Source organism: Psychrobacter sp. GW64-MNA-CIBAN-0177, from assembly GCF_040309585.1.
Classification (GTDB): Bacteria; Pseudomonadota; Gammaproteobacteria; order Pseudomonadales; family Moraxellaceae; genus Psychrobacter; species Psychrobacter okhotskensis.
In genome coordinates this window covers 81,064-106,496 of the sequence record NZ_JBEOOY010000003.1, presented here as the reverse complement: position 1 = coordinate 106,496, position 25,433 = coordinate 81,064, and the positions used below count along the sequence as shown (strand labels likewise).

General features: G+C 44.1%; 22 protein-coding genes. 5 read left to right on the top strand and 17 right to left on the bottom strand.

Features of this window, described 5'->3' with window-relative positions; translation table 11 throughout:
* Positions 1-31 precede the first annotated feature (31 nt).
* The 12 genes from der to AAEY79_RS03375 form a co-directional block, all read right to left on the bottom strand.
* Entirely contained in the window at positions 32-1,453 is a 1,422-nt protein-coding gene (der, locus tag AAEY79_RS03430) for a ribosome biogenesis GTPase Der (protein ID WP_025650578.1), read from the bottom strand.
* Between the two features lie 522 nt (positions 1,454-1,975).
* Entirely contained in the window at positions 1,976-3,184 is a 1,209-nt protein-coding gene (bamB, locus tag AAEY79_RS03425; RefSeq protein ID WP_101211619.1) for an outer membrane protein assembly factor BamB, read from the bottom strand.
* 186 nt (positions 3,185-3,370) lie between these two features.
* Positions 3,371-4,162: a tetratricopeptide repeat protein gene (locus AAEY79_RS03420; RefSeq protein ID WP_101211618.1), complete on the bottom strand. Its 792-nt coding sequence runs from the start codon at positions 4,160-4,162 to the stop codon at positions 3,371-3,373.
* A 49-nt stretch (positions 4,163-4,211) separates the two neighbouring features.
* On the bottom strand, positions 4,212-5,501 hold the full coding sequence (gene hisS / locus AAEY79_RS03415) for a histidine--tRNA ligase (RefSeq protein WP_025650581.1): 1,290 nt from the start codon (positions 5,499-5,501) through the stop codon (positions 4,212-4,214).
* A gap of 90 nt (positions 5,502-5,591) precedes the next feature.
* On the bottom strand, positions 5,592-6,707 hold the full coding sequence (gene ispG / locus AAEY79_RS03410; protein WP_025650582.1) for a flavodoxin-dependent (E)-4-hydroxy-3-methylbut-2-enyl-diphosphate synthase: 1,116 nt from the start codon (positions 6,705-6,707) through the stop codon (positions 5,592-5,594).
* Between the two features lie 61 nt (positions 6,708-6,768).
* Positions 6,769-7,587, bottom strand: coding sequence for a helix-turn-helix domain-containing protein (locus AAEY79_RS03405; protein ID WP_101211617.1), 819 nt, complete (start codon positions 7,585-7,587; stop codon positions 6,769-6,771).
* Positions 7,584-8,519: a type IV pilus biogenesis/stability protein PilW gene (pilW, locus tag AAEY79_RS03400; protein WP_227523224.1), complete on the bottom strand. Its 936-nt coding sequence runs from the start codon at positions 8,517-8,519 to the stop codon at positions 7,584-7,586. The genes AAEY79_RS03405 and pilW overlap by 4 nt, the downstream gene beginning before the upstream one ends.
* Before the next feature lie 296 nt (positions 8,520-8,815).
* The gene (gene rlmN / locus AAEY79_RS03395) at positions 8,816-10,000 is read right to left on the bottom strand and encodes a 23S rRNA (adenine(2503)-C(2))-methyltransferase RlmN (RefSeq protein WP_407074168.1); all 1,185 of its coding nucleotides are present in this window, start codon (positions 9,998-10,000) and stop codon (positions 8,816-8,818) included.
* Between the two features lie 506 nt (positions 10,001-10,506).
* The gene (gene ndk, locus AAEY79_RS03390) at positions 10,507-10,938 is read right to left on the bottom strand and encodes a nucleoside-diphosphate kinase (protein ID WP_025650586.1); all 432 of its coding nucleotides are present in this window, start codon (positions 10,936-10,938) and stop codon (positions 10,507-10,509) included.
* A gap of 450 nt (positions 10,939-11,388) precedes the next feature.
* Positions 11,389-11,808, bottom strand: coding sequence for a lysozyme inhibitor LprI family protein (locus AAEY79_RS03385; RefSeq protein ID WP_025650587.1), 420 nt, complete (start codon positions 11,806-11,808; stop codon positions 11,389-11,391).
* 172 nt (positions 11,809-11,980) lie between these two features.
* Positions 11,981-13,270 carry an adenylosuccinate synthase gene (locus tag AAEY79_RS03380; protein WP_201565743.1) on the bottom strand — a complete coding sequence of 430 codons (1,290 nt, stop codon included), beginning with the start codon at positions 13,268-13,270 and terminating at the stop codon, positions 11,981-11,983.
* Positions 13,271-13,468: 198 nt separating this feature from the next.
* Positions 13,469-14,764 (bottom strand): ATP phosphoribosyltransferase regulatory subunit, encoded by a 1,296-nt coding sequence (locus tag AAEY79_RS03375; RefSeq protein ID WP_201565745.1) that lies wholly within the window; start codon positions 14,762-14,764, stop codon positions 13,469-13,471.
* Between the two features lie 479 nt (positions 14,765-15,243).
* On the opposite strand from AAEY79_RS03375, the gene AAEY79_RS03370 reads away from it, so the two are divergent.
* Positions 15,244-15,633, top strand: a complete 390-nt coding sequence (locus AAEY79_RS03370; protein WP_025650590.1) for a DUF2237 family protein — start codon at positions 15,244-15,246, stop codon at positions 15,631-15,633.
* Between the two features lie 171 nt (positions 15,634-15,804).
* Entirely contained in the window at positions 15,805-17,019 is a 1,215-nt protein-coding gene (gene corA / locus AAEY79_RS03365) for a magnesium/cobalt transporter CorA (RefSeq protein WP_025650591.1), read from the top strand.
* Between the two features lie 83 nt (positions 17,020-17,102).
* On the opposite strand, the gene AAEY79_RS03360 is transcribed toward corA, so the two are convergent.
* Together AAEY79_RS03360 and folD are read right to left on the bottom strand one after the other, a co-directional pair.
* The gene (locus AAEY79_RS03360; protein WP_025650593.1) at positions 17,103-17,621 is read right to left on the bottom strand and encodes a phosphate-starvation-inducible protein PsiE; all 519 of its coding nucleotides are present in this window, start codon (positions 17,619-17,621) and stop codon (positions 17,103-17,105) included.
* A gap of 98 nt (positions 17,622-17,719) precedes the next feature.
* Complete coding sequence (folD, locus tag AAEY79_RS03355) at positions 17,720-18,607, bottom strand: bifunctional methylenetetrahydrofolate dehydrogenase/methenyltetrahydrofolate cyclohydrolase FolD (protein WP_352287249.1); 888 nt, start codon at positions 18,605-18,607, stop codon at positions 17,720-17,722.
* 467 nt (positions 18,608-19,074) lie between these two features.
* On the opposite strand from folD, the gene AAEY79_RS03350 reads away from it, so the two are divergent.
* The 3 genes from AAEY79_RS03350 (at position 19,075) to AAEY79_RS03340 (ending at position 22,611) form a co-directional block, all read left to right on the top strand.
* Entirely contained in the window at positions 19,075-19,686 is a 612-nt protein-coding gene (locus AAEY79_RS03350) for a hypothetical protein (protein ID WP_025650595.1), read from the top strand.
* Positions 19,687-19,753: 67 nt separating this feature from the next.
* Positions 19,754-21,304: a Dyp-type peroxidase gene (locus AAEY79_RS03345; RefSeq protein ID WP_352287248.1), complete on the top strand. Its 1,551-nt coding sequence runs from the start codon at positions 19,754-19,756 to the stop codon at positions 21,302-21,304.
* A gap of 158 nt (positions 21,305-21,462) precedes the next feature.
* Positions 21,463-22,611, top strand: a complete 1,149-nt coding sequence (locus tag AAEY79_RS03340) for a catalase family protein (protein WP_025650597.1) — start codon at positions 21,463-21,465, stop codon at positions 22,609-22,611.
* Between the two features lie 255 nt (positions 22,612-22,866).
* Here the strand turns inward: AAEY79_RS03340 and AAEY79_RS03335 are convergent, their stop codons facing one another.
* From AAEY79_RS03335 to AAEY79_RS03325, 3 genes are all read right to left on the bottom strand, one after another.
* Positions 22,867-24,015 carry an FAD-dependent oxidoreductase gene (locus AAEY79_RS03335; RefSeq protein ID WP_025650598.1) on the bottom strand — a complete coding sequence of 383 codons (1,149 nt, stop codon included), beginning with the start codon at positions 24,013-24,015 and terminating at the stop codon, positions 22,867-22,869.
* Between the two features lie 26 nt (positions 24,016-24,041).
* Positions 24,042-24,464, bottom strand: coding sequence for a tetratricopeptide repeat protein (locus AAEY79_RS03330; RefSeq protein WP_173238980.1), 423 nt, complete (start codon positions 24,462-24,464; stop codon positions 24,042-24,044).
* 312 nt (positions 24,465-24,776) lie between these two features.
* Positions 24,777-25,265 carry a M48 family metallopeptidase gene (locus AAEY79_RS03325; protein ID WP_025650600.1) on the bottom strand — a complete coding sequence of 163 codons (489 nt, stop codon included), beginning with the start codon at positions 25,263-25,265 and terminating at the stop codon, positions 24,777-24,779.
* Between the last annotated feature and the right edge of the window lie 168 nt (positions 25,266-25,433).

Below are 25,433 nucleotides of genomic sequence, written 5' to 3'. Positions count from 1 at the left end.
TAAACATTTAAAGGCAGGTAAAACCGTTGTTTTAACGCGGTTTTTTATCTTTTGTGGTGAACTTCTGCGTTCGATTACGCTCACGTTGACGTAACTGTTGCGCTTTTGCTTTGGTTGGCGTATCACTTTTATTAGCGTAAGGATTTTCGTTGAGCTTAAAGACCACATTAAGCGGCGTACCTTCGAGCTTAAACACCTGACGGAATTGGTTTTCTAGATAACGCTGATAGCTCTTAGGGAGCGAGCCAGTTTGGTTACCATGAATGACAATCACGGGTGGATTGTGACCACCGATATGCGCATAGCGTAACTTGATACGGCGACCAGCGACCGTCGGTGGTGGATTGGCAGTCACGGCATCTTGTAAAATCTGAGTCAAACGGTTGGTCGACACTTCAAACATAGAGGACTGATAAGCACGCAGGATAGATGGATATAAATTACCCACGCCAGTGCCATGTAATGCTGAGATTAGATGCACTTTTACATACGGAATAAAATTAAAGCGGCGATCCATCTCAATTTTGATATAGTCTCTTTGATCTTGAGTCAGACCGTCCCACTTATTGATTGCTACGACTAAAGCACGACCGGCATCAAGGGCGTAACCAATCATATGCAAATCTTGATCGACGATTCCTTCATGAGCATCAATGACAATAACCGTGACGTTAGAGTCTTCAATGGCTTGCAAGGTTTTGATAACTGAAAATTTCTCTACTTTTTCATCGATTTTACCACGGCGACGGACACCAGCCGTATCAATCAATACGTAGTCTTTACCATCGCGCTTATAAGGGATATAAATACTGTCACGCGTGGTGCCAGGCATATCGAACACCACAACGCGGTCTTCACCCAATAGACGGTTCACCAAGGTGGATTTTCCCACGTTTGGACGACCGATAATGGCAAGCTTTAAACCTCTCGGCTCTACCACTGCATCTTGTTCAGGCATATCAGCAGTCAGAATTTCGAGCAAGTTACCGATACCGCGACCATGGCTGGCTGCCATCGGATACGGCTCGCCCAACCCTAAAGCATAAAATTCTGCAGGGGCAGAGTCATGGACACCATCGACTTTGTTGGCAACCACATAGACCGGCTTGCCAAGGGTGTGCAAGAACTTACCGATTTCGGCATCAGCGCCAATCATCCCAGCCCGTGCATCAACCACAAACACAATGATATCCGCTTCGTGAATGGCAGTATGCGACTGTTCAGACATGTAGTCATCGATGTTGCCGCTGCCATCATCCGCTTCACCAATACCGCCCGTATCGACGACGATAAAGGCTTTGCCTTCATATACCGCATCGCCGTATTGACGGTCACGAGTCAATCCTGACAAATCAGCAACCAGTGCCTGCCGACTTTTAGTGAACTGATTAAATAAGGTAGATTTACCGACGTTTGGACGACCAATTAAGGCGACCACAGGCTTGATACTCATGGGTTACTCTCAGTGAAGGGCACAATGACGGACAAGACAGTTACTCGCTTAATAATACGAGTAAACATGCTGTGCTTGAACGTAAACTAAAATGAATGATAAATATAAAACGATATAGTCAATCCTCTATAAATTAGATACGGTGTCAGTCTCGTTTAGTCTACTATTTGTAGTACTTTCACTCGCCTTTCTTGTCTCTAAATTATATTAAACCGACTATAGCAATAAAAAGGTATTATTTACTATTTTGCAATAAATAGATGGTATGCCTAGAGACAGCATTATTTATGAATACTGTCTCCAGATACCATACATAGGCATTACCTACCGCTATTATATAGAGATAATGCCGACAGCGCATCGGTCGCATAGAGTACGCGAAACCCTGTCGTTAAACAAGCCATTTACACAAGGCATGAAACGCTGACAAAGCAGCGTTTATATCTCTTAGCATCGACATTAAACAGTACGCTTAGTCATAGGCTTAAAAAAACCATTGATAAAGCGCCTGTTCATCAAGTCTTAGCGAGCTAATTGCCAGATAGCAACTTGGCCTGAGGTACTTTGGGTCAGCAAGCGGCTACCTTGAGCTTGCAAGTTGGTAAGCGCGCCTTTGGTCTCTACACGGCTGACGATTTTTCCGCTAGCAGGGTCAAATAAATGCACAACCCCATCATAATCACCCACTGCAATATAGTTCCCAATCATGACAGGGTTGGTTAAGTGGCGATAAGCCAGCTCTTCACTTTCCCATAGCATCTCACCATTGCTACGATCATAAGCGACTACTTTTCCGTCTAAGCTGGTGGCAATGACTTGCTGATTGTTTACCGCTAGCGCTTTTAGGCTGGCAAGATCATTGACAAACATCACTTGACGTGACGCCAAGTCAATCCCTAATAGTTGCCCACTATAGCTGATAGCAAACAGCTGATTATTATTGACGACAGGCTTGCCGTCAACATCGCTCATACGCTCAACTTCACTACTGCCCGCGCCCACGCCCACACGTCTTGACCACTGCGGTAGACCGCTATCGGTGGTCACTGCATGCAAACGTCCATCAGCCGTTGCCAATAATGCTGTTTTTTCATCTAACAACGTCGGTGCCGCACTACCGCGCACACTGATAGCAGGTACTTGAGTGGCGAACTGCCATACCAACTGACCAGTCTGTAGTGATAAGCCGTGCAAGAAGCCATCATTGGCCGACAAAATCACCCGATTATTACTAATAAGCGCTGGTGACAGTACCGAACCTGATAACTGTTGCTGCCAGCGTTTTGCGCCAGTCGCACTATCAAAAGCCATGACTCGCCCGCTACGTGTACTGACAATTGCAGTTTGGCTCAAGGCATCTATTGCCACGCCGCCTGTGATTTGATCACCGACATTGACCGACCATGACTCTTGACCAGCGCTATTAAAGCCGGTCAAATCACCACCGCGTGATGCCGTTACTATTTGACCATTGGCATATCCGACCTGTAAATCTAATGGGTCTTTTTTGCTGGCTTTTCTGTTACCGACATCAGTGCTAAATACAGGCTGTAGCACGCTAATAGGCTGAGCAATTTGCACCAGTTTTACAGGATCGTTAACGACAGGTTTGATACCGCGATTACAGCCAACGACAGCCGTTGCCAGTGCTGCGATGACAGCCACGTGCATGACAGTCGTCTTGATGGTCTTAGCCTTTAACGTGTTGCTAGAGCGAATAGATTGAGTCATGATAGGTTCTCACTACAAATAAATTAATCATTAATAAATTAGCCATCAGTAAATAGGCAATTGAGCAGTAATAAAAAAGTCCGGTACATTCCCGCTACATTGGTACCGACTGTTAATACTGCTCTGCTGACTTACTGCGCTACTTAGTTTGTAGAACGGTTTGAGTTACGATATAAATCATTAAAACTAAGAGGGTTGCTCGGCGGTAGCGGTATTTTCCTCAATGACTAATGGCTGCTCAGCAGTAGCAGGCTCTTGCAGCAGGCCAGCTTGCGGCTCAATAGGCTCAGGCACGATACCCAAACTTTCCATCTTTAAAGCCAATACCGCACGCGTTTCTTGACGACTACGTAACAATTCCCAAGCATTGTTATAAGACTTAATCGCTGAGTCTTTATTGTCTTGCACCAGATAAATATCACCCAGCAGCTCTTGCTGACTGGCTTCAAAGGAGCTTGGCATATCGTTGTTGGCTTCGGCTAAGGCTGCATCTGCATCACCAGCCGCCAATAGCGTCTTAGCATAACGCAGACGAGTAATCGCAGTCAGACCCGCATCACCCAAATCGATTGCCAGCGCTTTTTTTAGCGTCTCACTTGCGCCTGTAAAGTCATCACCATCAACCTGTTGACGCGCTTTAATCATCAGCGCTTGCCACGCATAGACGGAGTCACCATGCGTGCTGACCAAGTCATCAATGTCTTTATTAAGCTGCGTACGGCTGTCTGATAGTGCTGCTTTTGCCTCTGCTTCTAAATCTGGATTTTGTGACGCCAGACTGACTTCTTCATTCAATCGCTGGATGTCCGCATAGTGATCGGCAGCAACCGTATCCACACGGGCATGATTGTCCTGCCAATATGTCCAGCCAAAATAAGCGGCCAGTGCCAACAAAATCGCAGTGACAATATAGCTGCCGTATTGCTTTAACGCTTGCATTGAGTTGTCTGCATTCGGCGAATTGGGTGTCAGAGCCATAGGTAGTTACCTGATAAAATTGTTATTAAGTTGCTGATGCTAAAGCGGTTCAGTGACGAGAAAAGTGCTCTTTACTCGATAGCCAATCCTGCGCGACCGTCTGTTGCTCACCTGTCTGCATGTCTTTGATGCTAATAGTCTGATCATCCAGCTCTTGCTGCGCAATAATAACCGTCAACGCAGCGCCCGATTTGTCCGCTTTTTTCATTTGCGCCTTTAGACTCGTCGCACTTGCCATTTTTACCCGCACATCTGGACGGCTATAACGCAAACGTTGTGCATAGCCAATACCCGCACCATAAACATCGGGATGAGCCACGACAAAGACATCGCAAGCTGGCACATCAGCAATCGGAGCGACAGCTTCCATGAGTAACAATAAACGCTCAAGTCCCATGGCAAAACCAACCGCAGGCTCAGACTTCATCGGCTTGCTACTATCGCTACCGATTGATTTTAGCTGTCCAATTAAACCATCGTAGCGCCCACCGGCACAAACGGTCGCTTGGCTACCAAGCTTGTCAGTGACCCACTCAAAGACGGTTTTGTTATAGTAATCAAGACCGCGTACTAGATGCGGGTTAATCTCAAAACTGATGCCAAGGTCGGTCAAATACGCTTGCACTTGTTCAAAATGTGCGACGCTCTCTGCTCCTAAGAAGTCAGCCAGCTTTGGTGCATCTGCCAATACTGCTTGGGTACTCGCCTCTTTACTGTCTAAAATACGCAGCGGATTGGTCGTCAAGCGGCGTTTGCTATCATCGTCTAGCTGCTCTTGTTTGTCCGTTAAATAAGTAACCAGCGCCTCACGATAAGCATGGCGCTCATCCAGCTCGCCCAAGCTATTTAACTGCAAATGCATCTCATCTTTTAGACCCAGCTCTTGCCACATCAGATGCGTCATAGCAATTAATTCAGCGTCGGCATCCGCTAGCGCACTGCCAAAGCTCTCGACACCCAATTGATGAAACTGGCGGTAGCGACCTTTTTGTGGACGCTCATAGCGGAACATCGGGCCGATATACCAAAGCTTAGGCGTATCACCACGCAGCAAATTGTGCTCAATCACTGCACGTACCGCCCCAGCTGTACCTTCAGGACGCAATGCTAAGGGCGTTGGTGGCTCGGACTTATCGGTAAAGCTATACATCTCTTTTTCGACGATGTCGGTTGCCCCGCCGATAGCACGGGCAAATAAGTCGGTTTGTTCTACGATAGGCAGGCGAATGTGTTCATAACCGTATCTACCCAATACATCAGCCAATATCGACTCTAAGTGCAGCCATTTTGCGGATTGGTCAGGCAAAATATCATTAAACCCTTTAATAGCTTTAATCATGGTACGGTTGTATCCTTAAAAATTTTAACAAGTATTCTATTATTGTTGTCATGCTTTAAAGAACGCTACTGGAATCTGAATTATCCCAGCTTATTTTACTCGAATAATTTCATTCTCACGTTTTTTGGCCAATTCTTCTGCGTGCGCGCGAACCATACCTTCTATCTCATCGACCAAATTTTCGGTATCAATCAGATGGCTTTTCTCACCCATACGGTACACCAACGATTTTGGTGCAGCACCGACAATACCAATATCCGCTTCTTTCGCTTCACCCGGACCATTTACCTTACAGCCAATCACGGACAGGTTCATCGGCTCACGGATGTCTTCTAAACGCGACTCAAGCGCAGTCATCACTCTAATCACATCAAACTCTTGACGCGAGCAGCTTGGACAAGCAATAAAGTTCACGCCGTTAGATCGAATATTAAGCGATTTTAAAATATCGAAACCAATTTTAATCTCTTCTTCTGGCTCTGCTGCCAAGGAGATACGAATAGTATCACCAATACCATCTAGCAATAAGCCACCAAGAGCAATGGCTGACTTGACCGCGCCTGTGCGATAGACACCCGCTTCGGTCACGCCTAAATGCAGTGGATTGTCAATTTGAGCAGAGATAAGACGATAGGCATCCAAGGTCAAAAACACATTGCTGGCTTTAACCGAGACTTTGTATTGATCAAAGTTCAGACGCTCCAAAATATCGATATGACGCATCGCTGACTCCAGCATTGCCTCGCCAGTTGGCTCGGTATACTTACGCTGAATGTCTTTTTCTAGGGAGCCTGCATTGACGCCAATACGAATCGGAATATTGTAATGCTTGGCACAAGCGACGACTTCACGTACTTTGGCGTCGCTACCGATATTACCCGGGTTAATACGTAGACAATCCGCACCCGCTTCGGCAACCGCTAGCGCAATCTTATGATCAAAATGTACATCGGCGATCAATGGGACGCTGACCAGCTTGCGAATCTCACCAAAGGCTTTGACCGTATCCATCGTGGGTGTCGATACGCGCATCAGATCCGCGCCCGCTTCGACGCAGCGCTCAATTTGCGCCACGGTCGCTGCCACATCACAGGTGTCGGTGTTGGTCATGCTTTGCACACTAATCGGTGCATCGCCACCAATCGCAACATCACCAACATAGATTTTTTTGGTCAGACGACGGTTAATAGGCGATGGCATTGACATACATAAATCCTTTAATCAGAACTGAAAAAACAATAGGCGAAGAGGTAAAAAGGCAGAAAGACTAAGGAGCCAACTCAAAACTGGCCTGCTTATCCGTAGCATAGGTATCTAAGGCGACGGCTTCTTGATTGAGCATTAAGCTGACGTTATCGACATTATCAATCTGCACATTAAATGGTGGCATGCCTGACAATTGGTAGTCACCAGCTGTCTGCGCGCCATTCATCAAGTTGCTACCAGAAGCGTCAGTAATACTAATAACGGCATTATCCGTAATCTTGATATCCAAAGCCGCCACACTGGTATTGGCATCACCGCCCAAATTGAGTGCAGAGCCAGACGCGCCGACCCCATTGGCATCGGTGTTGACTGCAGCACCTTGTGCTTGCTCTATGGCTGAGATATCCTCGACAGCTGCCGCTGGCTCTTGGTTATTCTCTTTGCTCGCATTGCTCACCATACGAAATAAAAATATCGCTAAGATGATTAGCGCGATAACGCCTATGATTAATAGGGGGTTAAAGCGAATACGGTTGTGCGTATCACGCTGCAATGTACCCATTGGGCGCAAAGGCGTGTCTATATTGCTTGCCGACTGGGCTTTTAGCTCTTTGGGATAAGCGGCATCGAAACTGCTCGCTATTTTTACCGGATCTAAGCCCAAAAATTTGGCATAATTAATCGCAAAACCACGAGCAAAAGCCGCTTGCGGTAGCTCAGAGAAGTTTTCACTCTCTAGCGCTTGCAAATGACGCTTTAAAATAAATAGCTCAGCTGCCACCTCTTCTAAGCTGATTTGTTTATTTTTTCGGGCTTGCTGCAATACGGCACCAAATGATCCCTGCGGGTTAGATTGAGTGTTTGATGATGGGGTGATCATTTCCATGGTGCCTCTGGATTATTAAGCCAAGTCTTAAGTTGTTTTGCCTCATCGCTTAACGGGTAAGCCGATAAAAGCTGCTGTGCCAATTGTTGGCGCGTTGTCTTGTTGTTTTGTACAGCGGCAATTTTGATGCCTTGCAACAGTAAGCGTGGGCTAATACCCTGCCCTTGTACCAGCATCAAAGTCTCGTCATAGAGCCGCTGCGCTTGCTGCACACGCTGCTGCTCAAGCAATAAGTCTACCAATTCAATATGGGCGATAATACTATTGCGATTGCCATCTAATGCCCGCAAGAATGCTTTGGCTGCTGCTGGATGATCATTGAGTTGCAGATAGGTGCGACCCAAGTTTTCTAGCGCGCCAATACGGCCTTCGTAACCCAATGCTGCACCGGCGATTTCAAACTGCGCCGCCGCTTCTTGGTAACGCTTCATTTGCGACAAATAAACGCCGTAATTATTGTGCGCTTGCTCAAAATCTTTATCAAGCGCGATGGCTTTTTTAAAATACTGGTCGGCTTTTTCAAGATTGATGCGGCTGCCTTCTTGCTGCAACAAAACGCCCATCATATCATAGGCTGGCGCGTAACGGCTATCAGCAGCAAAGGCTTTTTCTAACTGACGCTGCGCGGTATCAAGCTCGTTTTTGCGGATATATTGCGCAGCAAGCGAGGTGCGCACACGAGCGATTTCTTGTTGATCCAAGTTGCGATTGTCACTCGGTCGCGTGGACGTTTGATAAGGGGTGCTACCCGTTAGATCATTGGTCGTCGTGCTTTGACAGCCGCTCACTAGCAAGCCTGCCAATGCACTTGCCAGCAGCATACGCTTTGGCGTAGTCAGTGACTCAAGCGCTGATATCAACGGCTTGAATGCCGAAAGAAAGGGTTTTTGATATTTGAACTGACAAGAATCTTTAGAAGTCATCATAGCCGCCATCATAAAACTGTGGTTCAGTACAGAGGATCAAAGAAGCATCAGTTTAATAGATTTAGCCCCCATAAGTACAATTTAGTTACTATTAATTGTGGTCTTCATGATTATTAGCCGTTGTGACTACAATTTTATTACCGTTGTGATGGATAAAAGACAGCTAATGAGTAGAAATTGATAGATTGTTCATCACTTTTATCCATATCGTCTTTAATTATTGACACCAGTCTAAACGGTTGATACCGCCCCTATCCATGCTACTTTAAACCATTAATATTACAAACGGCATCACCCTAAACGTTTTCACGGTCTTTGATACTTTGCTGCCACGCCGCTGAGCGACGTGTTCTATCAGCCACTTGTCCGACTAATTGACCGCAGGCCGCATCAATATCATCACCACGGGTTTGGCGAATCGTACAGACAAATCCCGCTTGGCTCAAAATATCACTAAAGGCATGAATACGATTGTTGCTTGATTTGTCGTAATTGGCATGTGGAAACGGATTAAATGGTATCAGATTAATTTTGCTTGGCAAATCACCTAGTAAAGCAACCAATTGATGAGCGTGCTCGTTGCTATCATTGACACCATCAAGCATCACATATTCAATGGTCACATGCTTTTTATGGCGCGGATTCACGTCATAAACATAATTGCGAGCGGCTGCCATCAACTCTTCTAGCGGGTATTTCTTATTAATCGGCACTAGCTCATTACGCAGCTCATCATTGGGTGCGTGCAGTGAAATCGCCAGTGCCACATCGATATCTTGTGCCAACTGATACATTTTTGGCACGACCCCTGAGGTTGATAATGTCACCCGACGCTTTGACAAACCGTAGGCGTGATCACTCAGCATCAGCTCCATCGAGCCAACCACTGGCTTATAGTTTAGTAATGGCTCGCCCATGCCCATCATCACCACGTTGGTCACGTTATTTTCCCACAAGCTATGATCAACGTTGTCTAAACTGTCATTTTCATCAGTCATATAAGAAGCATTAGCTACCCAAAGCTGTCCGATGATTTCAGCTGCCGTCAAATCGCGCTCAAAGCCCTGTTTGCCAGTACTACAGAAACTACAATCTAACGCACAGCCAACTTGTGAAGACACGCACAAAGTCTTACGGCCGTTTACTTTGCTGTCATCTGCTGGAATCAGTACCGTCTCAACCAAAGAGCCGCCAGTGACTTCAAACACCCATTTGCGCGTACCATCATCACTATATTGACGATGAATCACTTTTGGCGGAACGACGCAAGCATTGGCTGACAGTTTATCGCGCAGTGACTTACTCAGATTGGTCATCTGCTCAAAATCTGTGACGCCGTGCTGATATATCCATTTAACCACTTGCGTCGCTCGAAACGGCTTTTCGCCAATACTCTTAAAGTAATCGGCCAATTGCGCTTGTGTCATCCCCAATAGATTGGTCTTGGCCTGCGCTTCATCTACTAGCTTAATACTACTCATAGGCTTAGTAGGTACGTGCTGGATGGGTGTTTGAACAGTTGACATAATAGGTAACCTTTTTGCATAAGCTTAGATAAGCACTGCAATTATTTGTATGAATGTTGCCACGAGCAATGCATGAGCAATCCGTTATGAGCGTATTTTTTATCGATGCTGGTGTGAGCACTGAGCATTTATGAATACCGAACTTTGATAAATGCCAGCAATTTGATAAAAGAATGCTGATAAGGGATTGATAACGCTACATAAAGTCAATAATGAGGCAAGTCATTAAGGATTTCAATGAATAATACAGATTATTATAATAGCTAAAACGGCTTATACCCATAAGATATAAGCCGTATTCTCACACCAGTTATTAACAATTAATTTTGTTAATAATAGCTGAATAGTGAATTAAATATAGAGCTGGTACAAGGCAGACGAGCGCAAATCGTAGCTAGCTCATCAAAGCCGGTACATTAAGCGAGTCTGACACAGTAACAGCCTATATTTAGTTTACTATATTAACGCGTACGTGCACAAACTTCATCATCATTGAAGAAGTAGCTGATTTCACGTGCTGCTGATTCAGCTGAATCTGAACCATGAACGGCGTTTTCATCGATGCTACTAGCGAAATCAGCACGGATAGTACCTTCAGCAGCGTCTTTTGGATTAGTAGCGCCCATGATGTCGCGATGCTTAGCGATCGCGTTTTCGCCTTCTAACACTGATACCAATACTGGACCTGACATCATGAAAGATTTTAGGTCATTGTAGAATGGACGCTCAGCGTGCTCAGCGTAAAAACCACCTGCTTTTTCATCATCAAGTTGCATCATTTTTGCTGCAACAATTTTTAGACCAGCTTGTTCGAAGCGGCTATAGATAGCGCCGATGTGGTTGCCAGCAACTGCGTCAGGTTTGATGATAGATAAAGTACGTTCGTTAGCCATGAAAAGCTCCTAATAAATGAAAAATAAAATGATAAATTCAATAAGAAATGAAATAGTAAAAGGGTTATTTTATCTCTGACCACAATGTTGACATAGGTTAGTTTAAACCACTCATTGCTTATCAATACGAAAACATGAGCGCCAACATCGGATTGCTGCCTATTATAATGATTAAGCCTATAAATGATAGGGTTAATTTATGACCGCACCTTGCATAAAAGTAAATTTATAAAGGCGGCATATCTTAAGACAAAGTAAGTATCCGTCAATAGCAGGTACTTACCCTACTTATCCAATCACTGACCATCTTTGTCCTTTATGAGCATGGGACTGGCTAAGCAAAAACGCTATACAAACACTATTAGCGAAAAACCCTCAACATATAAGGCTAAGGGTTTTCGTTAATACGAAGCTATGCAGATCACTGCTTTCAAGCAAGGCTAAAAACAACTACTCGCCTAGGCGGCTGTCTCGACAACTGCCCGCATTACATTCACGCACCCGCTCATTTAAGAAGTTAACGCGACTGGTCGTCGTGCGAGTGGCACAGCCCATATTAACAAAAAATCCATTTTCATCATCATGATAGCTACAACGATCATCACGCTCACGTATCCAAGCCAGTTGTCCACGTTTTAGCGTGGATTTTTGCTTTTTATTGAGCTGTTTGCTCAACTTATTATAAGAGTTATTCAGCTCTTTATCGGCTTGCAAATATACCTTTGTTAAACAGTACAAACCATCAAAGTCATTATTAGGATTATCACAATTTTCAGCGCCCCAAGAAAGCATAGGTATCATAAAAGCTGCAGAAGTTAACAGCGCTAAAGACGTCTTGCGAACGGAATGCTTAAGAATATTCGTTTTCATCACGTTTTCCTTTTCGTGTATTGATAAAATTAAAGCCACTGATGACATAATACACCGAATTAAACCAAAATAATGTTAGCAAGTCTATTTTTTCATGCAAAAAAAACCCCAATGCTCAGCACTGGGGTTTTATCGCTCAATCTACCTATTAATAGTAGTTTTTTAACACTACTTACGCATCATATGGGTCACGCAATACGATGGTCTCTTCGCGGTCAGGACCGGTTGAGATAATATCAACTGGGCAACCAATTAGTGCTTCGATACGTTTGATATATATTTTGGCGTTTTCTGGCAAGTCGTCATAATTGGTGATACCAACCGTTGACTCACTCCACCCTTGTAGCGTTTCATATTTTGGCGTCACTGACTCATAGAATTCAGCATCATGCGCGCCAGCAAACTCCGTATCTGGCACGTCATAGCCTACCCCAATGAGCAGCTCTTCAAGTCCGTCTAGGACATCAAGCTTGGTCAAGCAAATACCTGATAGTGAGTTCAATACCACTGCACGGCGCAAGGCTTCGGCATCGAACCAACCACAGCGACGTGCACGACCTGTCGTCGCACCAAATTCATGACCAACTCGAGCTAAATGCGCGCCAACATCATCGAACAATTCAGTTGGGAACGGACCACTACCAACACGGGTGGTATAAGCTTTGGTGATACCCAATACGTAGTCTAAGTACAATGGACCAATACCCGTACCAGTCGATACGCCGCCCGCGGTGACGCTTGAGCTGGTCACAAACGGATAAGTACCATGATCGATATCAAGCAATGTACCTTGTGCGCCTTCGAACATCAGGTTCTTGCCAGCCAGTCGCAATTGATTGAGGTCTTCAGTTACATCAGTAACCATGCCTTTGATTTCTGCTTTCCACTCTTGGCAAAGCTTAAATGTTTCATCAAAATCAATCGCGTCAACTTTATAATACTGGGTCAGTTGGAAGTTATGATATTCGATTAAGTTACGTAGTTTTTCTTCTAAATCATCACGGAATAAATCAGCAAGCTTGATCGCACGGCGTGCCACTTTGTCTTCATAGGCAGGACCGATACCACGACCTGTTGTACCGATTTTGCCAGTACCACGCTTGGCTTCACGCGCCTGATCAAGTGCGACGTGATATGGCATAATCAATGGGCAGTTTGGTGAGATGCGCAGACGCTCACGTACCGGCACGTTGTTGTCTTCTAACTCTTTCATCTCTTTGAGCAATGCGTCTGGTGCTAACACCACGCCATTACCGATGAAGCACGTCACGCCTTCACGTAAGATACCTGATGGGATCAAATGCAAGACCGTGGTTCTGCCATCGACAACTAGCGTGTGACCTGCATTGTGACCGCCTTGAAAGCGAGCAACTGCTGAGGCTTTTTCGGTGAGTAAATCGACGATTTTACCCTTACCTTCATCGCCCCATTGGCTACCCAAAACTACGACATTCTTACCCATGATCAATCCTTACCTTTATGTATTGAGGTGTGTGCAATAACGGTTAAAAAACTAAAATGATGTTAAAACTGCTTATAACCTAAGACAGTTTTAAGGTATTTACTATCTGTTTTGCTAAGTACTAACGTATTTTTCGAAAGCGCTTAGCATGATGATTTTTTCTTACACTGGCGGCTATTTACTTAAAATCTGCTACAGCTAAAGGGTTTTTAGTTGCCACTGATTATCAGCAAAATCCAAACGGTGCGTGACATCTGCGGGACTATCTTGCGCATCTAATGGTATGGTAACGCGGTAGCCTTGCTGACGTAAGCTTTCAACTTGTTGTAACAACGTCTGCTTTTGAGTCTTATCAGCATTGTGCAAGGCGGCATAATCCACCAATACAATACTTGGCGCATCAAGCTGCGTATGGGCAAGCAAACGACTGACATCCATACTAAAACCGGTCGCTTCACGTGGCTGCTGGCTATAACTTTGCATACCATCAAAACGCCCACCGCGTACTAGCGGCTGGGTCTCACTATTGATATAGCCGTTAAAGACAATACCCGTATGATAATGATAGCCTGACAGTTCTGTCACATCGATACTGACCGGACACTGCCACTGCTCTTGCAGATGGGCAGTTAGGCGCTGTAACTCGTCAACAGCAGTAGCAATCTGTGTATCCTGCTGCGCCGTCGCTGACAATTTTGCCAATAAATGCGCCATATCATGACCAAAACGTGCCAATGCGTAAAAGTCATCGCCCATCGGTAACGCTTGGCAGACGCGCTTTAGCTCTGGCAAATTCTTATTGGCATACAAGTTCATCAATTGCTGAGTATCATGCTCAGGCAATTCGGCCAATTCAGCCAAACGCTTGAATATCGCCACGTGACCCAAATCGATGTGTAGCGCGGCACTCATATTGAGACTATTGAGCATCGTAAACAACACATCTATAAGCTCAATATCTGCCGCAAGCGAGGCGCAACCAAATATCTCAGCACCTAATTGCAACGGTGTGCGCGAACCAAAAAGCCCTGATGGCAAGGTATGAATCACATCCCCTGCATAGCAGTAACGCGCGATACCTGTGCCGCCGTGATGCGCATCAATACGCAAAATCTGCGGAGTAATATCCGCGCGCACACCCATTAGGCGACCGGTCAGCTGATCGATGATTTTAAAGGTTTGACGCTTTAGATCTTCTGAGGCATCACTGAGCAGCGACTCAGTAAACTCAATCATCGGTGGATTGACCAACTGATAGCCATGAGTAATCAGTTGCTGTGTAAGCTTGTGCCTGAGCACTTCTTGTTTTTGAGCATCTTCAAACAATACATCGACCACCCCATCAGGCAGCAACCAGCTATTGGCAACATCGCTGGCGAAATTGCTCAAATATGGTAGGCGGTTGGGTGCGGCGTTGTGATCAGCGGACTGAGTCGCTGCTTTGTTGGCAATATTTGACTGGACAGGTTTTGCAGAATCAGAACTGACAGACACAATAAATCCTTGTTTGGCGTATCGCTTACCAAAAACGCGGTACTGATGCGGTACTTAAAGGTTATCTTTACAATTGCATTGACGCTGGGCGTTTTTATTTTTAACGCGCAACATCGTTGACCCAATTATTTATAAACAAACTAGGTAACCGCAAAAGGGTGAGTAATAAGTATAAGTTCGGAAGATAAGACGAGTATCTTTATGCGCTAATAAACGACGATAAATAATCAAGGCACTTTATGCTTTAGTTTAGCATAGCAGTTAAGGTTCGCCTAGTGACAATTCGCCACAATCACCATCTAATTTCGGGACATCGCTGCTACAAAGACAACGATTATATTCACCTTAGATACATCGCTGTGCGCCTAAGAATGTTAACATTATCCCTGTATAATAAAGACAGTCATGAGCATGGCGAGAACCACGCCTTCGACCCAGACTCATGGTACACTATCCTATATTTTTATCTCGGAAGCCTTATGTCATCTGATTATCATCCAAACCCAGCCATCAACCAAAGCAACGTTTTAGGCACTGCTCTTGCCAGTTGTTGCTTTGATCCTATCACCGGTTTTTATCGCAATGGCTTTTGTCATACTGGCAATCACGATGTCGGTCAACATACCGTTTGCGCCAAGATGACCAGTGAGTTTTTAAACTTTTCCGCCAGTCGTGGCAACGATCTCATTACCCCGCTACCTGAGTATAACTTTGCAGGTCTACAGCCTGGTGATTACTGGTGTATCTGCGCCTTACGCTGGGTCGAAGCGCTAGACTTCGATATTGCACCACCAATAAAACTCGAAGCGTGTCACGAAAGCTTATTGAGCTTAGTCGATATCGACACCCTAAAAAGCTATGCGCTTTAACGGATACGATTAATGGTTAGTGGTTAGTACTTAACAATGACTACTGTTTAATAATGGTTAGTTTTTAATAAATGACGGCCGTTAATAAATGGTAGCCGTTAATAATGACAACGGTTAAACGGATAAAAAGGTTTGCTTGGCGCGGGCTTTTATTTTATTAAAGGAGGGTGTATGGACAATGATGATGACCAATTGATCAAAAAAACGGCGCGTATTACACCTGAGTCTAACGTCAGTCGTATTTATGCCGATATGCACGACGAGCATCTTTATTTAGACAATTATGACAGCTATATCTACGGCGATACTGACGCCACTGCCGAAGATACGATTGAAACCATGACGGTCTATGATCCAGACTCTGAGCGTTATGAAGATATCGAATATAGCAGCACAGATGAAGTGGTCAGCTGTTACTCCTACTCGCGTAAAACTGGCGAAAAACTCGATCAAATAGCCTTAAATGACGTCAATCGCTGTTTGAGCAACAATGGTCAATTTGTCTGGCTCGGTCTGTATGATCCTAGCTTAGAAACCATGGTCAAAGTTCAAGACGCTTTTGGTTTACATGAGCTGGCGATTGAAGATGCTTTTGCCGATCATCAGCGCGCCAAAGTCGAAAACTACGACAACGATATGGTGTTTGTGGTGCTGCGTACGGCGAAACTTGAAGACAATGTCATTCGCTACGGTACGACAGCGATATTTATGGGCAAAAACTACCTGATTACCATTCGTAATGGCCCATCCAACTCTTACGCTCCTGTGCGTGAACATTGCCATCGTCGTCCTGAAAAGCTGCGTATGGGACCGATATTTGTCCTGCATGCTATTCTCGATTTTATCGTGGATAACTATATGCCGATTACCGATCGTTTGGGTCGCTACTTGCGTGAGCAGGAACGCTATGTATTTACCTACGAGTTCGATAAAAGCACCCTAAAAAACCTCTATGAGCTCAAATCGCAGCTGGTACACATGCGTGCCATTATTTTACCAGTGCAAGACATCTGTAGCTTCTTTATCAATCACAAAAAGAGCGAGTTAATCTCAGGGTTCTCGCAAGCAGCCAAGCCTTACTTTCGCGACGTCAATGACCATCTATTGCACTCTTTAGATGCCATCAATGGTCTCAATGAAATGCTCAGCGTCGTGATGAATACCTATATGGCAATGGTCAATATGGGACAGAACGAAGTCGTGCGTAAGCTTGCAGCGTGGGCTGGTATCTTGGCAGTACCGACAGCCATCGCTGGTATCTACGGAATGAACTTCGACTTTATGCCTGAGCTGCATTGGAAGTATTCTTACTTTGTCATTATGGCAGTAATCATCACTCTATGTAGTTACTTGTATTACAACTTTAAGAGATTAAAATGGTTGTAATATAAAATAAAAAGTATAAAAAAGGGCTGCCATTGGCAACCCTTTTTTTATGCTCATTCTACGTCAATTAGGTGTAATGGACATTATTCACGGCGGTGCTTGGTATGACTATCGGGCGCTTGAGCATTATCAGGAAGAAGCGCCTTGATAGCCAAGTTGGCATACTTCCGATCGAGATTGTCTTCTGGACGACCAAACGTTTTTGCCGTCCACGTTAGCACCACAATAGAGGCGCTCAGTACCATAATAGCCACAGAAATCGTCGCCAGTAGCCACAGATGGAAGTAGTCTGATACGGCCTGCACATCGACTACCAAATGTCGTGACAAAGCCGTAATGGCGATAAATATCAAAAACTGTACCGGCAGACGATGGGTCTTAAAATAAATACCAATCATGGCCAACAGTTCAAGATAAATAAACAACATCAAGATATCTTTTAAGTCCGCTGAGCCTTTTTGGATAATGCCAATAAACTCTTTGCCCGCAGCCCAAACCACGACCACACTGATTAAAAATAAGATTATGTAATGAGAGATATCGACGAACTCTCTACCAATATTTTGCAATCGCTCATGAATACCCACGTTCTTTTTAGCCATGTTAGATCCTATCAACGGTAAAGGGGTTGATGTAGTCTGAGTCTGTATAGGCTCAGGCTTCTTATCTATCGGCAATCCGTGCTCTTATGATTAACTTATTAACTGATATCTAAACCGGCGGCTTTTTCAGCGGCATCAACAGTTTGGCGAATAAGGGTATTAATCGTCATTGGGCCCACGCCACCTGGTACAGGCGTATAAGCACTGGCGATGCTTTCCACACTCTGCATTTCGATATCGCCGACGCCGCCATTATCCGTTGGATGGAAACCTGCATCGATGACCACCGCACCCGCTTTAATCCACGCAGCTTGAATCAATTCAGGCACGCCCACTGCTCCAACCACGATATCAGCGCGCTGAATATGAGCGGCTAAATCCTGTGTTCTTGAATGACAAATAGTCACCGTACAGTTTGCATTCAATAGCATCATCGCCATTGGTTTACCCAAAATAGCACTACGCCCGACGACGACCGCTTCTTTACCTGCCAGCTCAATACCGTGATGCTCTAATAAATGCATGATGCCTTGCGGTGTACATGAGCCATAGGCCGACTGCTGCATGGCCATACGACCAAAGCCGATACAAGTCACGCCATCGACATCTTTTGCTAAGTCAATCTGCTCAAAACAAGCACGCTCATCGATGTGCTCAGGGACCGGATGCTGCAGCAAAATACCATGAACGTCAGGATTGTTATTAAGCTCATCTATCTTTGCCAATAGCTGCTCTGTCGTCGTTACACTTGGCATCTCAACACGTATAGAGTCCATACCAACACGCTTACAGGCATTGCCCTTCATACGCACATAAGTCGCTGAGGCGGGATCATCACCGACCAATATCGTCGCTAAGCTTGGTGTACGTCCAGTTTTATCCTTGATAGCATCCACGCGCGTGCGCAGTTGCTGTTCTATTTGTTTGGCAAGTGCTTTGCCATCCAATACGGTGGCGGACGCTTGGGCAGTAGACGCAATAGACATAGGAACTCCAATAGAGGGTGCGATAAAAAAATAAAGACAGCGCCGCAATTACTTGCATGCCTGTCTTATCCTTAATCAAGGTATGGTTGATAGTCATATTGTACCTGCCTACGCTAAAAAATCCTAGCGCACAATAGAACTTAACGGCTCGCATTCGACTCAATAAAAAAGTTAAAAACGCTATTTTATTAAAAACTGTCATTTATTGAACCCTTACTCACTGAACAAAGAAAATGACAGTGACTCACTAGAAACGTCATATTTATTATTTTTCTAAATATATAAGCATTCACGTTAATGAATTTTATTTTTTTGTTGAGTTAGATTGCTGTGCTTTGAAACATTTTTTAAGTTTGCTATATTTATGATGAATTTATTTCTCAGGTAACTATCAGAATTAGTTAACTATTGAGGAATTAGCCATTAAACAGAGGGCTATTAAAAATAATAATTAGGAGACAATCACGATGCACACCACAGAAAATAAAGAACGTATTATCGATAATTCTGAAGATTTAAAAACTAAAATTACCGAATCCATAGATGCTTTTAAGCTGCGTGCTGAGCTGTTAATGGCCAATATAAAAGAAGGCGGTGATGATAGCTACGATCACTCGACCAGCAATGCCGGAGAAAAAGGTCTTAAGTCAGGCAAAGTGTCTGAGCTTACCGTTATCGCCCCTTTAAAAGAAGGCGGAGCAGAGCGTTTAAAAGAAATCTTAAAAATTGCAGGTGGCAACCTCAAAGGCGCTACGCGAGTAGGTACGCTGCACGATCTGCGTTTTGCGTTTTTAGATAATGATACTCGAGTGCTATTTTGCACGGCTTATGATGGAAATTGGGATCCATACATTGATGATTTTGCGACCAAAATTCCTGAGTTGATGGACATCTTATTTGGTAGTGTCGAAGGCTGGCCTGGTATCAAAGACCCAAGCGTCAAACAGTTTATTTTAGACCATCAGATTACAGCGGCGGCTTGGTACGTTGGTGTCCCTCATCTCACTATTCAAGATATTCGCCGTCAAGACCGTATTGTCAAAGGTATCAATAAAGCTTTGGATGATGCGCAGTCTTAACCTTAAAAAACGTCTAATTTTCAATAACTTTGTATTGTAGAAGAATCCTTTAAAAGTAGGCTTACCTATGAGTAATATTAATAATAAAAAACCACTAACAGAGTTGACCAATAAGTTGCATGACTTAAAAGATGAGTTTGGCAATCGTATTGAAGACAGTAAATTCGATTCGTGGCTCCAAACTATTAAAGAAGACGTTGGCGATAATATTGAGATGTTTGCCCGTAAAGCGCGCGGCGTATTCAATCCCAATCTGGTCGATATGCAGCTAGAAGACATTCAATCTCTTATTTTGCGTGAGCGCCCTAGCCCTTATTTCGGTACAGTTATCGCCGTCAAAGTCAATAATGCCGCCGTTGGACGACAAATGCTTGCCCAAGTTTTGCCCGATGTGACGGGCAGCAAAGAGTGGCATAAAGACATGCAAGCGACACTGTCTATCGTTATGACTTATGAGGGGCTAGAAGCATTGGGTGTGCCGCAATCCTCCTTAGAGAGTTTTCCTGATTCCTTTAAAGCAGGTATGGCGAATCGTGCCGATAAGTTGCGCGATACCGATGGCAATGATCCTGAAAACTGGATGGCACCTTTTGGTGATAAAGGGGATATCCATGTTTGCGCTGCAATCATTGCCGATAGCAAAGAAAAATGGCAAGCAAAACTTGCTGAACTAAAAGAAAACATGCAAACGCATATCGACTATGAGCATCCTGCCAACGGTGATATCGAAATCCTCATGGAACACGATTTTGGTTCTGACAACAATGTCAAAAATGTCTTTGGCTATCGTGATGGTATCAGTAATCCAGAGATTAAAGGCAGTGGTATCCAAACGCCGCCGAGTAGCACGAACGAAGCCATCGCAGCGGGTGAGTTTGTCTTGGGTTATGAAGGAGAAGCTGGCACGATTCCACCGATGCCGCAGCCAGAGATCTTGGGCAAAAATGGCTCGTTTATGGTACTACGTGCTTATAATAGCCATGTTGCTGCCTTCAATAAATTCCGCAAAGATAACACCGATAGCGAGGAAGAAGCTGAGCTTTTAGGCGCAAAAATGTGGGGACGCTGGCGTTCTGGTGCGCCCCTCGACTTGTCCCCTGATCATGATGACGAAGCGTTGGGAGACGATGCAAGCCGTAACAATGATTTCGGCTATAAAGACGATCCCTACGGTAAAAAATGTCCCTTCGGTGCCCATGCACGGCGCATGAACCCAAGAGACAGTAAGGACTTTATTTTATCTGATGTACGAATTCATAGAATTGTCAGACGTAGCGTCGGCTTTGGCGAAGTATTACCGCCTGATGTGACCGAAGACGATGGCAAAGAGCGCGGTTTATTTTTTATTGGTATCAATGCTCATGCGATGGAAACAGTCGAATTCTTACAATCACAGTGGATTAACGACGGCAACTTTATGAGCCTAGGAGAAGAAAAAGATCCAATGATAGGTTTGCATCATAGTAATAAAAACAGCGATGCGAATACTTTTACTGTGCCTGATGATCCTATTCGCAAACGCTATCATGGTATCGAAACTTTTAATACCTTGTACGGCGGTGAGTATTTATTTATACCAAGCTTATCAGCACTAAAATGGATCAGCCAGCTGTCGTAATAGGATAATAATCCTACAGGTTTCGTACATTCTATTACTTATTTATATCTTACAATTGTTCGCTCTTTAAATAAAAGCTATAAACTTTTTATCAATCTATCTCTCGGTGCTGTTCAACCATTTCAACACCCCCACTATTATAATAAATAGGAAAAACCATGTTAAAGAAATTATTTAAAGCCAAATTTACGCCTTACGATGCTAAGTATATTCAGCTAACAGCAAAAGATGAGCAGAACATTCGTGTGATTACCGATGATATCAAGAAATACATCGCTAGGAGCGACGATGCCAGTAATATTGGTTACCATACCCGCGATGCCCATGCCAAAGGCTATTGCGCACTCAAAGCTAAGTTTGAGATTTTGGATAATATCCCAAAAGAATATGCCCAAGGTCTGTATGCCACATCAGGCATTCATGATGCCGTGATTCGTTTTTCTAATGGCGCCTCACGCGTTTCACCTGACCGTAAATTAGGGTTAGCACAAGGACTGGCTATCAAAGTTTTTGATGTACCGGGCGAGAAGCTAGCACCAGGTGAAGAAGATAGTACGACTTTTGATTTTAACTTGATCAATCATCCGGTGTTCTTCTGTAATAGAATCGAAGATTATGCCTATATCTCTAAGCTTTTTTTAGAGCTACCGGAGTATGCTGAAAAAGGCGCGAGAGGCAAAGCAAAACTGGCTTTTAACTGGCTAACCAATTACGGCTCAAGACTACCAAGCAAAGAATCATTTAAAACGTTTAAAGCGCTCGGCGGTTTTACGACGATTGAGTCTAAAAACACCTTACTTTACGATTTTCACTCGCAAGGAGTAGTACGTCATGGTGATTACATGGCCAAAATCAGAGTTACGCCAACAGCAGCATCTACTAAGAAGATAACTCGCCGTGATTTAGATGTTAACGCAAGCCAAGAAGCGATTCGTCCATTGATCATCGAAGAGATACGTGAGCATGATTATCAGTTTGACGTCCAGATTCAGCTTTGCCGTAACCTGAAAAAGCAACCCATTGAAGAGATTACGACTGAATGGAAAGAGTCTGACGCGCCCTTTGTGACGGTCGCAACATTGACGATTCCGTGTCAAGATGTGCCAGATGATGGCAATTTTGAGATTATGGAGAACTTGTCCTTTACACCGTTTCGCTGCTTAGCAGAAAACCGGCCTATTGGTAATCTACAACAGTCGCGCCTAAAAGCTTATCAGATCGCGTCGGAGACTCGTCATAAACTTAATGATGTCAAACGCCAAGAGCCTAAGAGCTTAAAGCAGACTTTTGATAAATCGTTCTTTTAAGTTTTAGATGTAGATTTAGAGGATGCTGAACATACTATTGTCCGTACGACCTCATCAAATAATTAACCAAAAAATCGGTCTTTTATAGGCCGATTTCTTAATAAGGTTGGGTTATTTTTTTAGTGTCTAGGGTCTGTTGAACATTCAAATGTGGCAGTGGCGGTGGCTATTTTTTAGACAATACGCAGTGAAATTTTTGACGCCTAGTCGTTCTAGGTTAGACAATTTCGCCATGTATTGGCAAATAATTGCAGACTACAATATAACATCAAGCAAAGTTTGTACCGCCCTATTTGCTGCGTCGATAGCACCAGCGATATAACCAGGAAATGCTTCTGACCATTCACTTGCGCTGCCCGTTATACCATCTTGCCATATGCCTGTTTTTGGCTTGGCAGTAGGTGCTACGGCATGCTGATCTGTGCCACTGGCATCAGCAGGTATTGCAGTCAATGGGTCTTGCGCCCAATCTTTTAGATATTCAGCCGTTGGTGTCTCTGCCTGCACCCCAAATAGACGTACCAGCTGCGCTCGGCAATGGGCTTTCAGCTCTGTTTCAGAGACGCTTTGGCGAACATGAGCAGGAACCCCAAAGAAGCCAAATAATGCCCCATCGCCCTCTAGCAAGGACGCATCATGAATCTCAGTAAGCGGTCCTACTGCACTGCGCGCTGAACCCGATAGTCCTTGATTCCGCCAAAATGGTGAATCATAAACCGCCACATATTTGGCATGTGGCGCCATCCACGTCGCAGTCTCTTGCCATTCATTTGCTACATCTAGCGGTAAAGCAGGTTCAAATATGATATTACTGACCGCCAAGCGAGGCGGTAGCGCAAGCAACACATGCTGCGCTCGATAAGTAGTTATTTGACCATTTGTCATGTGTTCAGAGCTGCATTCGCTCTCTATTTTGATATAGTGATCAGTCTTGGTTAAGCGCCTTACTATCTGTCGCGTTACGATACGCTTGGCATCTAAGCGCGCGTATAAAGCATCAGTTAGAGCCGTCATTCCACCCACGAGGCGCATAGATGGTGGCGAACTCTGATAGCTTTGAGTACGGCTAGGTAACTCATTGGCAGCACGCTCAACCATCATGTCGCCTTCTTCGAACTGAGCGAAACGTGTCAAATCTAATGCCTCAATCAAATCACTTAATTGCGGCTGATACTCTGGCCAAAACCACGAGGGCCCTAAGTCGAAGCCATCGTTTGATTTTTCATTATCCACACTTTGACTACTAGCATTCTGATCTACTGATGATTTCGCAATAGCGATGCGCCCGCCCACTCTATCACGTGCCTCAAGCAATATATAATCGATGCCTCGTTGCTCTAATAAAAATGCCGCATATAGACCACTTAAGCCACCGCCAACAATCACAATAGGTAGGTTTTGCATAACAAATCATTCCTGCTCAATAAAGATTATTCAGCCAATAACTTGGTCAGCAGCTCGTCTATCTCAACCTTAAACTCTTTATCTTCAATCTTATTGGCAGTGATTTTGGCATTTTGCAGACTTTGAATAGCCGCTTCTTTGTTACCTGTCTCAAGCTGTAGCACCGCCATAGAAAAAGCAATCGACGACAGATGATCTTTCGAATTGATCGCCGTGGCTTTGGTTAGTGCTTTGTCATAAAGGACCAGTGCTTCGTCCAAATCTTCTGTAAAGTCAGCAAGCGTTTCCCACTGCTCTGGATGATCTTTGTCTGTGTTTTCGTTATCAGTACAGATGGCTTTTAGCTCAGCATAAAACGCATCAAACGCTGCTTGATTGCCTATACGGTCGGCCTCCAATAACTCTTCAGCTAACTTATAAATAGATTTATATATTTTGGTATTAATCATTGCTTACAACCTTTTATTAACTTGGGGTATAGATTATTTGGTTAGGATTATAACGTAATTCTAGGGCGTGTCCTCATTTTAAAAATGGTGATAAAAATGAGATAAATTGCAGTCAAACAAGGAAAATAGCGCAGATAATATCGGGATATTAACCAGCTATTTAACGATGTTTGGCAAAATTTAGCCATTTTTAGCCCGTTTAGATATGATCAATTGAATTGAGGACACGCCCTAGCGGCTCAGATGATTGCCACAGAAAAGGACACGATATTTATATGGCTGTTATTAAGATTACTATGAACGTTATTAGGGCTACAACTCTCGCCAGTGCAACCAAAGCCGCGTATCTAGCTCAAACTGGTGATATTCAGGCTCCATATGGCAGCATAATTGATAAAACGCTTTGTTATGCTCATGCTCTTTAAAATGTGCCAACTCATGCACAACAATCATGCGCAAAAACTCAGGCGGCGCTTCTTGAAATAAGCTCGCCACGGTGATGCTATTATGCGATTTCAGCTTACTGCCCTGTACGCGAGACTGAGTGGTATGAATACCCAGCGCATGTTTTAAGACTTTTAATTTACTGCTATAACTGACATTCGATAACGGGCCAACTTTGCGCATATATTGGTTTTTTATCTCATTGATATACTGATAAAGTGCTTTATCGCTTTGTACTTGGTGCTGAATAGGATACTTTTTTGCTAGATAAGCGCCCAGTTTACCTTCACTAATGAGTAACGCGGCTTGGGTTTGAATTTGCTCAGAATAATGAGCGATGTACTTGAGTGTGGTCACAAATTTATCCTTTGCTGGTACTTCAAATTTTGTCTGTCTAGATTTTACCCTATATCTACTATCTGCCTATCATTGGTTCATAAATAAACCCCATAAGTTGAATCCAACTTATGGGGTTATCTCTTACAATACTTTTATTTAGAACCTACTACGTATAGATAGTTTTAT

What these genes read in the sequence shown, in the direction of transcription:
- AAEY79_RS03405 (WP_101211617.1), bottom strand. Translation starts at nt 7,587, where the DNA reads ATGATCACCCCATCATCAAACACTCAATCTAACCCGCAGGGATCATTT.
- corA (WP_025650591.1), top strand. Translation starts at nt 15,805, where the DNA reads ATGGACAATGATGATGACCAATTGATCAAAAAAACGGCGCGTATTACA.
- rlmN (WP_407074168.1), bottom strand. Translation starts at nt 10,000, where the DNA reads ATGAGTAGTATTAAGCTAGTAGATGAAGCGCAGGCCAAGACCAATCTA.
- AAEY79_RS03370 (WP_025650590.1), top strand. Translation starts at nt 15,244, where the DNA reads ATGTCATCTGATTATCATCCAAACCCAGCCATCAACCAAAGCAACGTT.
- AAEY79_RS03420 (WP_101211618.1), bottom strand. Translation starts at nt 4,162, where the DNA reads ATGGCTCTGACACCCAATTCGCCGAATGCAGACAACTCAATGCAAGCG.
- AAEY79_RS03360 (WP_025650593.1), bottom strand. Translation starts at nt 17,621, where the DNA reads ATGGCTAAAAAGAACGTGGGTATTCATGAGCGATTGCAAAATATTGGT.
- pilW (WP_227523224.1), bottom strand. Translation starts at nt 8,519, where the DNA reads ATGATGACTTCTAAAGATTCTTGTCAGTTCAAATATCAAAAACCCTTT.
- AAEY79_RS03350 (WP_025650595.1), top strand. Translation starts at nt 19,075, where the DNA reads ATGCACACCACAGAAAATAAAGAACGTATTATCGATAATTCTGAAGAT.
- ndk (WP_025650586.1), bottom strand. Translation starts at nt 10,938, where the DNA reads ATGGCTAACGAACGTACTTTATCTATCATCAAACCTGACGCAGTTGCT.
- AAEY79_RS03345 (WP_352287248.1), top strand. Translation starts at nt 19,754, where the DNA reads ATGAGTAATATTAATAATAAAAAACCACTAACAGAGTTGACCAATAAG.
- folD (WP_352287249.1), bottom strand. Translation starts at nt 18,607, where the DNA reads ATGTCTATTGCGTCTACTGCCCAAGCGTCCGCCACCGTATTGGATGGC.
- AAEY79_RS03330 (WP_173238980.1), bottom strand. Translation starts at nt 24,464, where the DNA reads ATGATTAATACCAAAATATATAAATCTATTTATAAGTTAGCTGAAGAG.
- AAEY79_RS03335 (WP_025650598.1), bottom strand. Translation starts at nt 24,015, where the DNA reads ATGCAAAACCTACCTATTGTGATTGTTGGCGGTGGCTTAAGTGGTCTA.
- hisS (WP_025650581.1), bottom strand. Translation starts at nt 5,501, where the DNA reads ATGATTAAAGCTATTAAAGGGTTTAATGATATTTTGCCTGACCAATCC.
- bamB (WP_101211619.1), bottom strand. Translation starts at nt 3,184, where the DNA reads ATGACTCAATCTATTCGCTCTAGCAACACGTTAAAGGCTAAGACCATC.
- der (WP_025650578.1), bottom strand. Translation starts at nt 1,453, where the DNA reads ATGAGTATCAAGCCTGTGGTCGCCTTAATTGGTCGTCCAAACGTCGGT.
- AAEY79_RS03380 (WP_201565743.1), bottom strand. Translation starts at nt 13,270, where the DNA reads ATGGGTAAGAATGTCGTAGTTTTGGGTAGCCAATGGGGCGATGAAGGT.
- ispG (WP_025650582.1), bottom strand. Translation starts at nt 6,707, where the DNA reads ATGTCAATGCCATCGCCTATTAACCGTCGTCTGACCAAAAAAATCTAT.
- AAEY79_RS03385 (WP_025650587.1), bottom strand. Translation starts at nt 11,808, where the DNA reads ATGAAAACGAATATTCTTAAGCATTCCGTTCGCAAGACGTCTTTAGCG.
- AAEY79_RS03340 (WP_025650597.1), top strand. Translation starts at nt 21,463, where the DNA reads ATGTTAAAGAAATTATTTAAAGCCAAATTTACGCCTTACGATGCTAAG.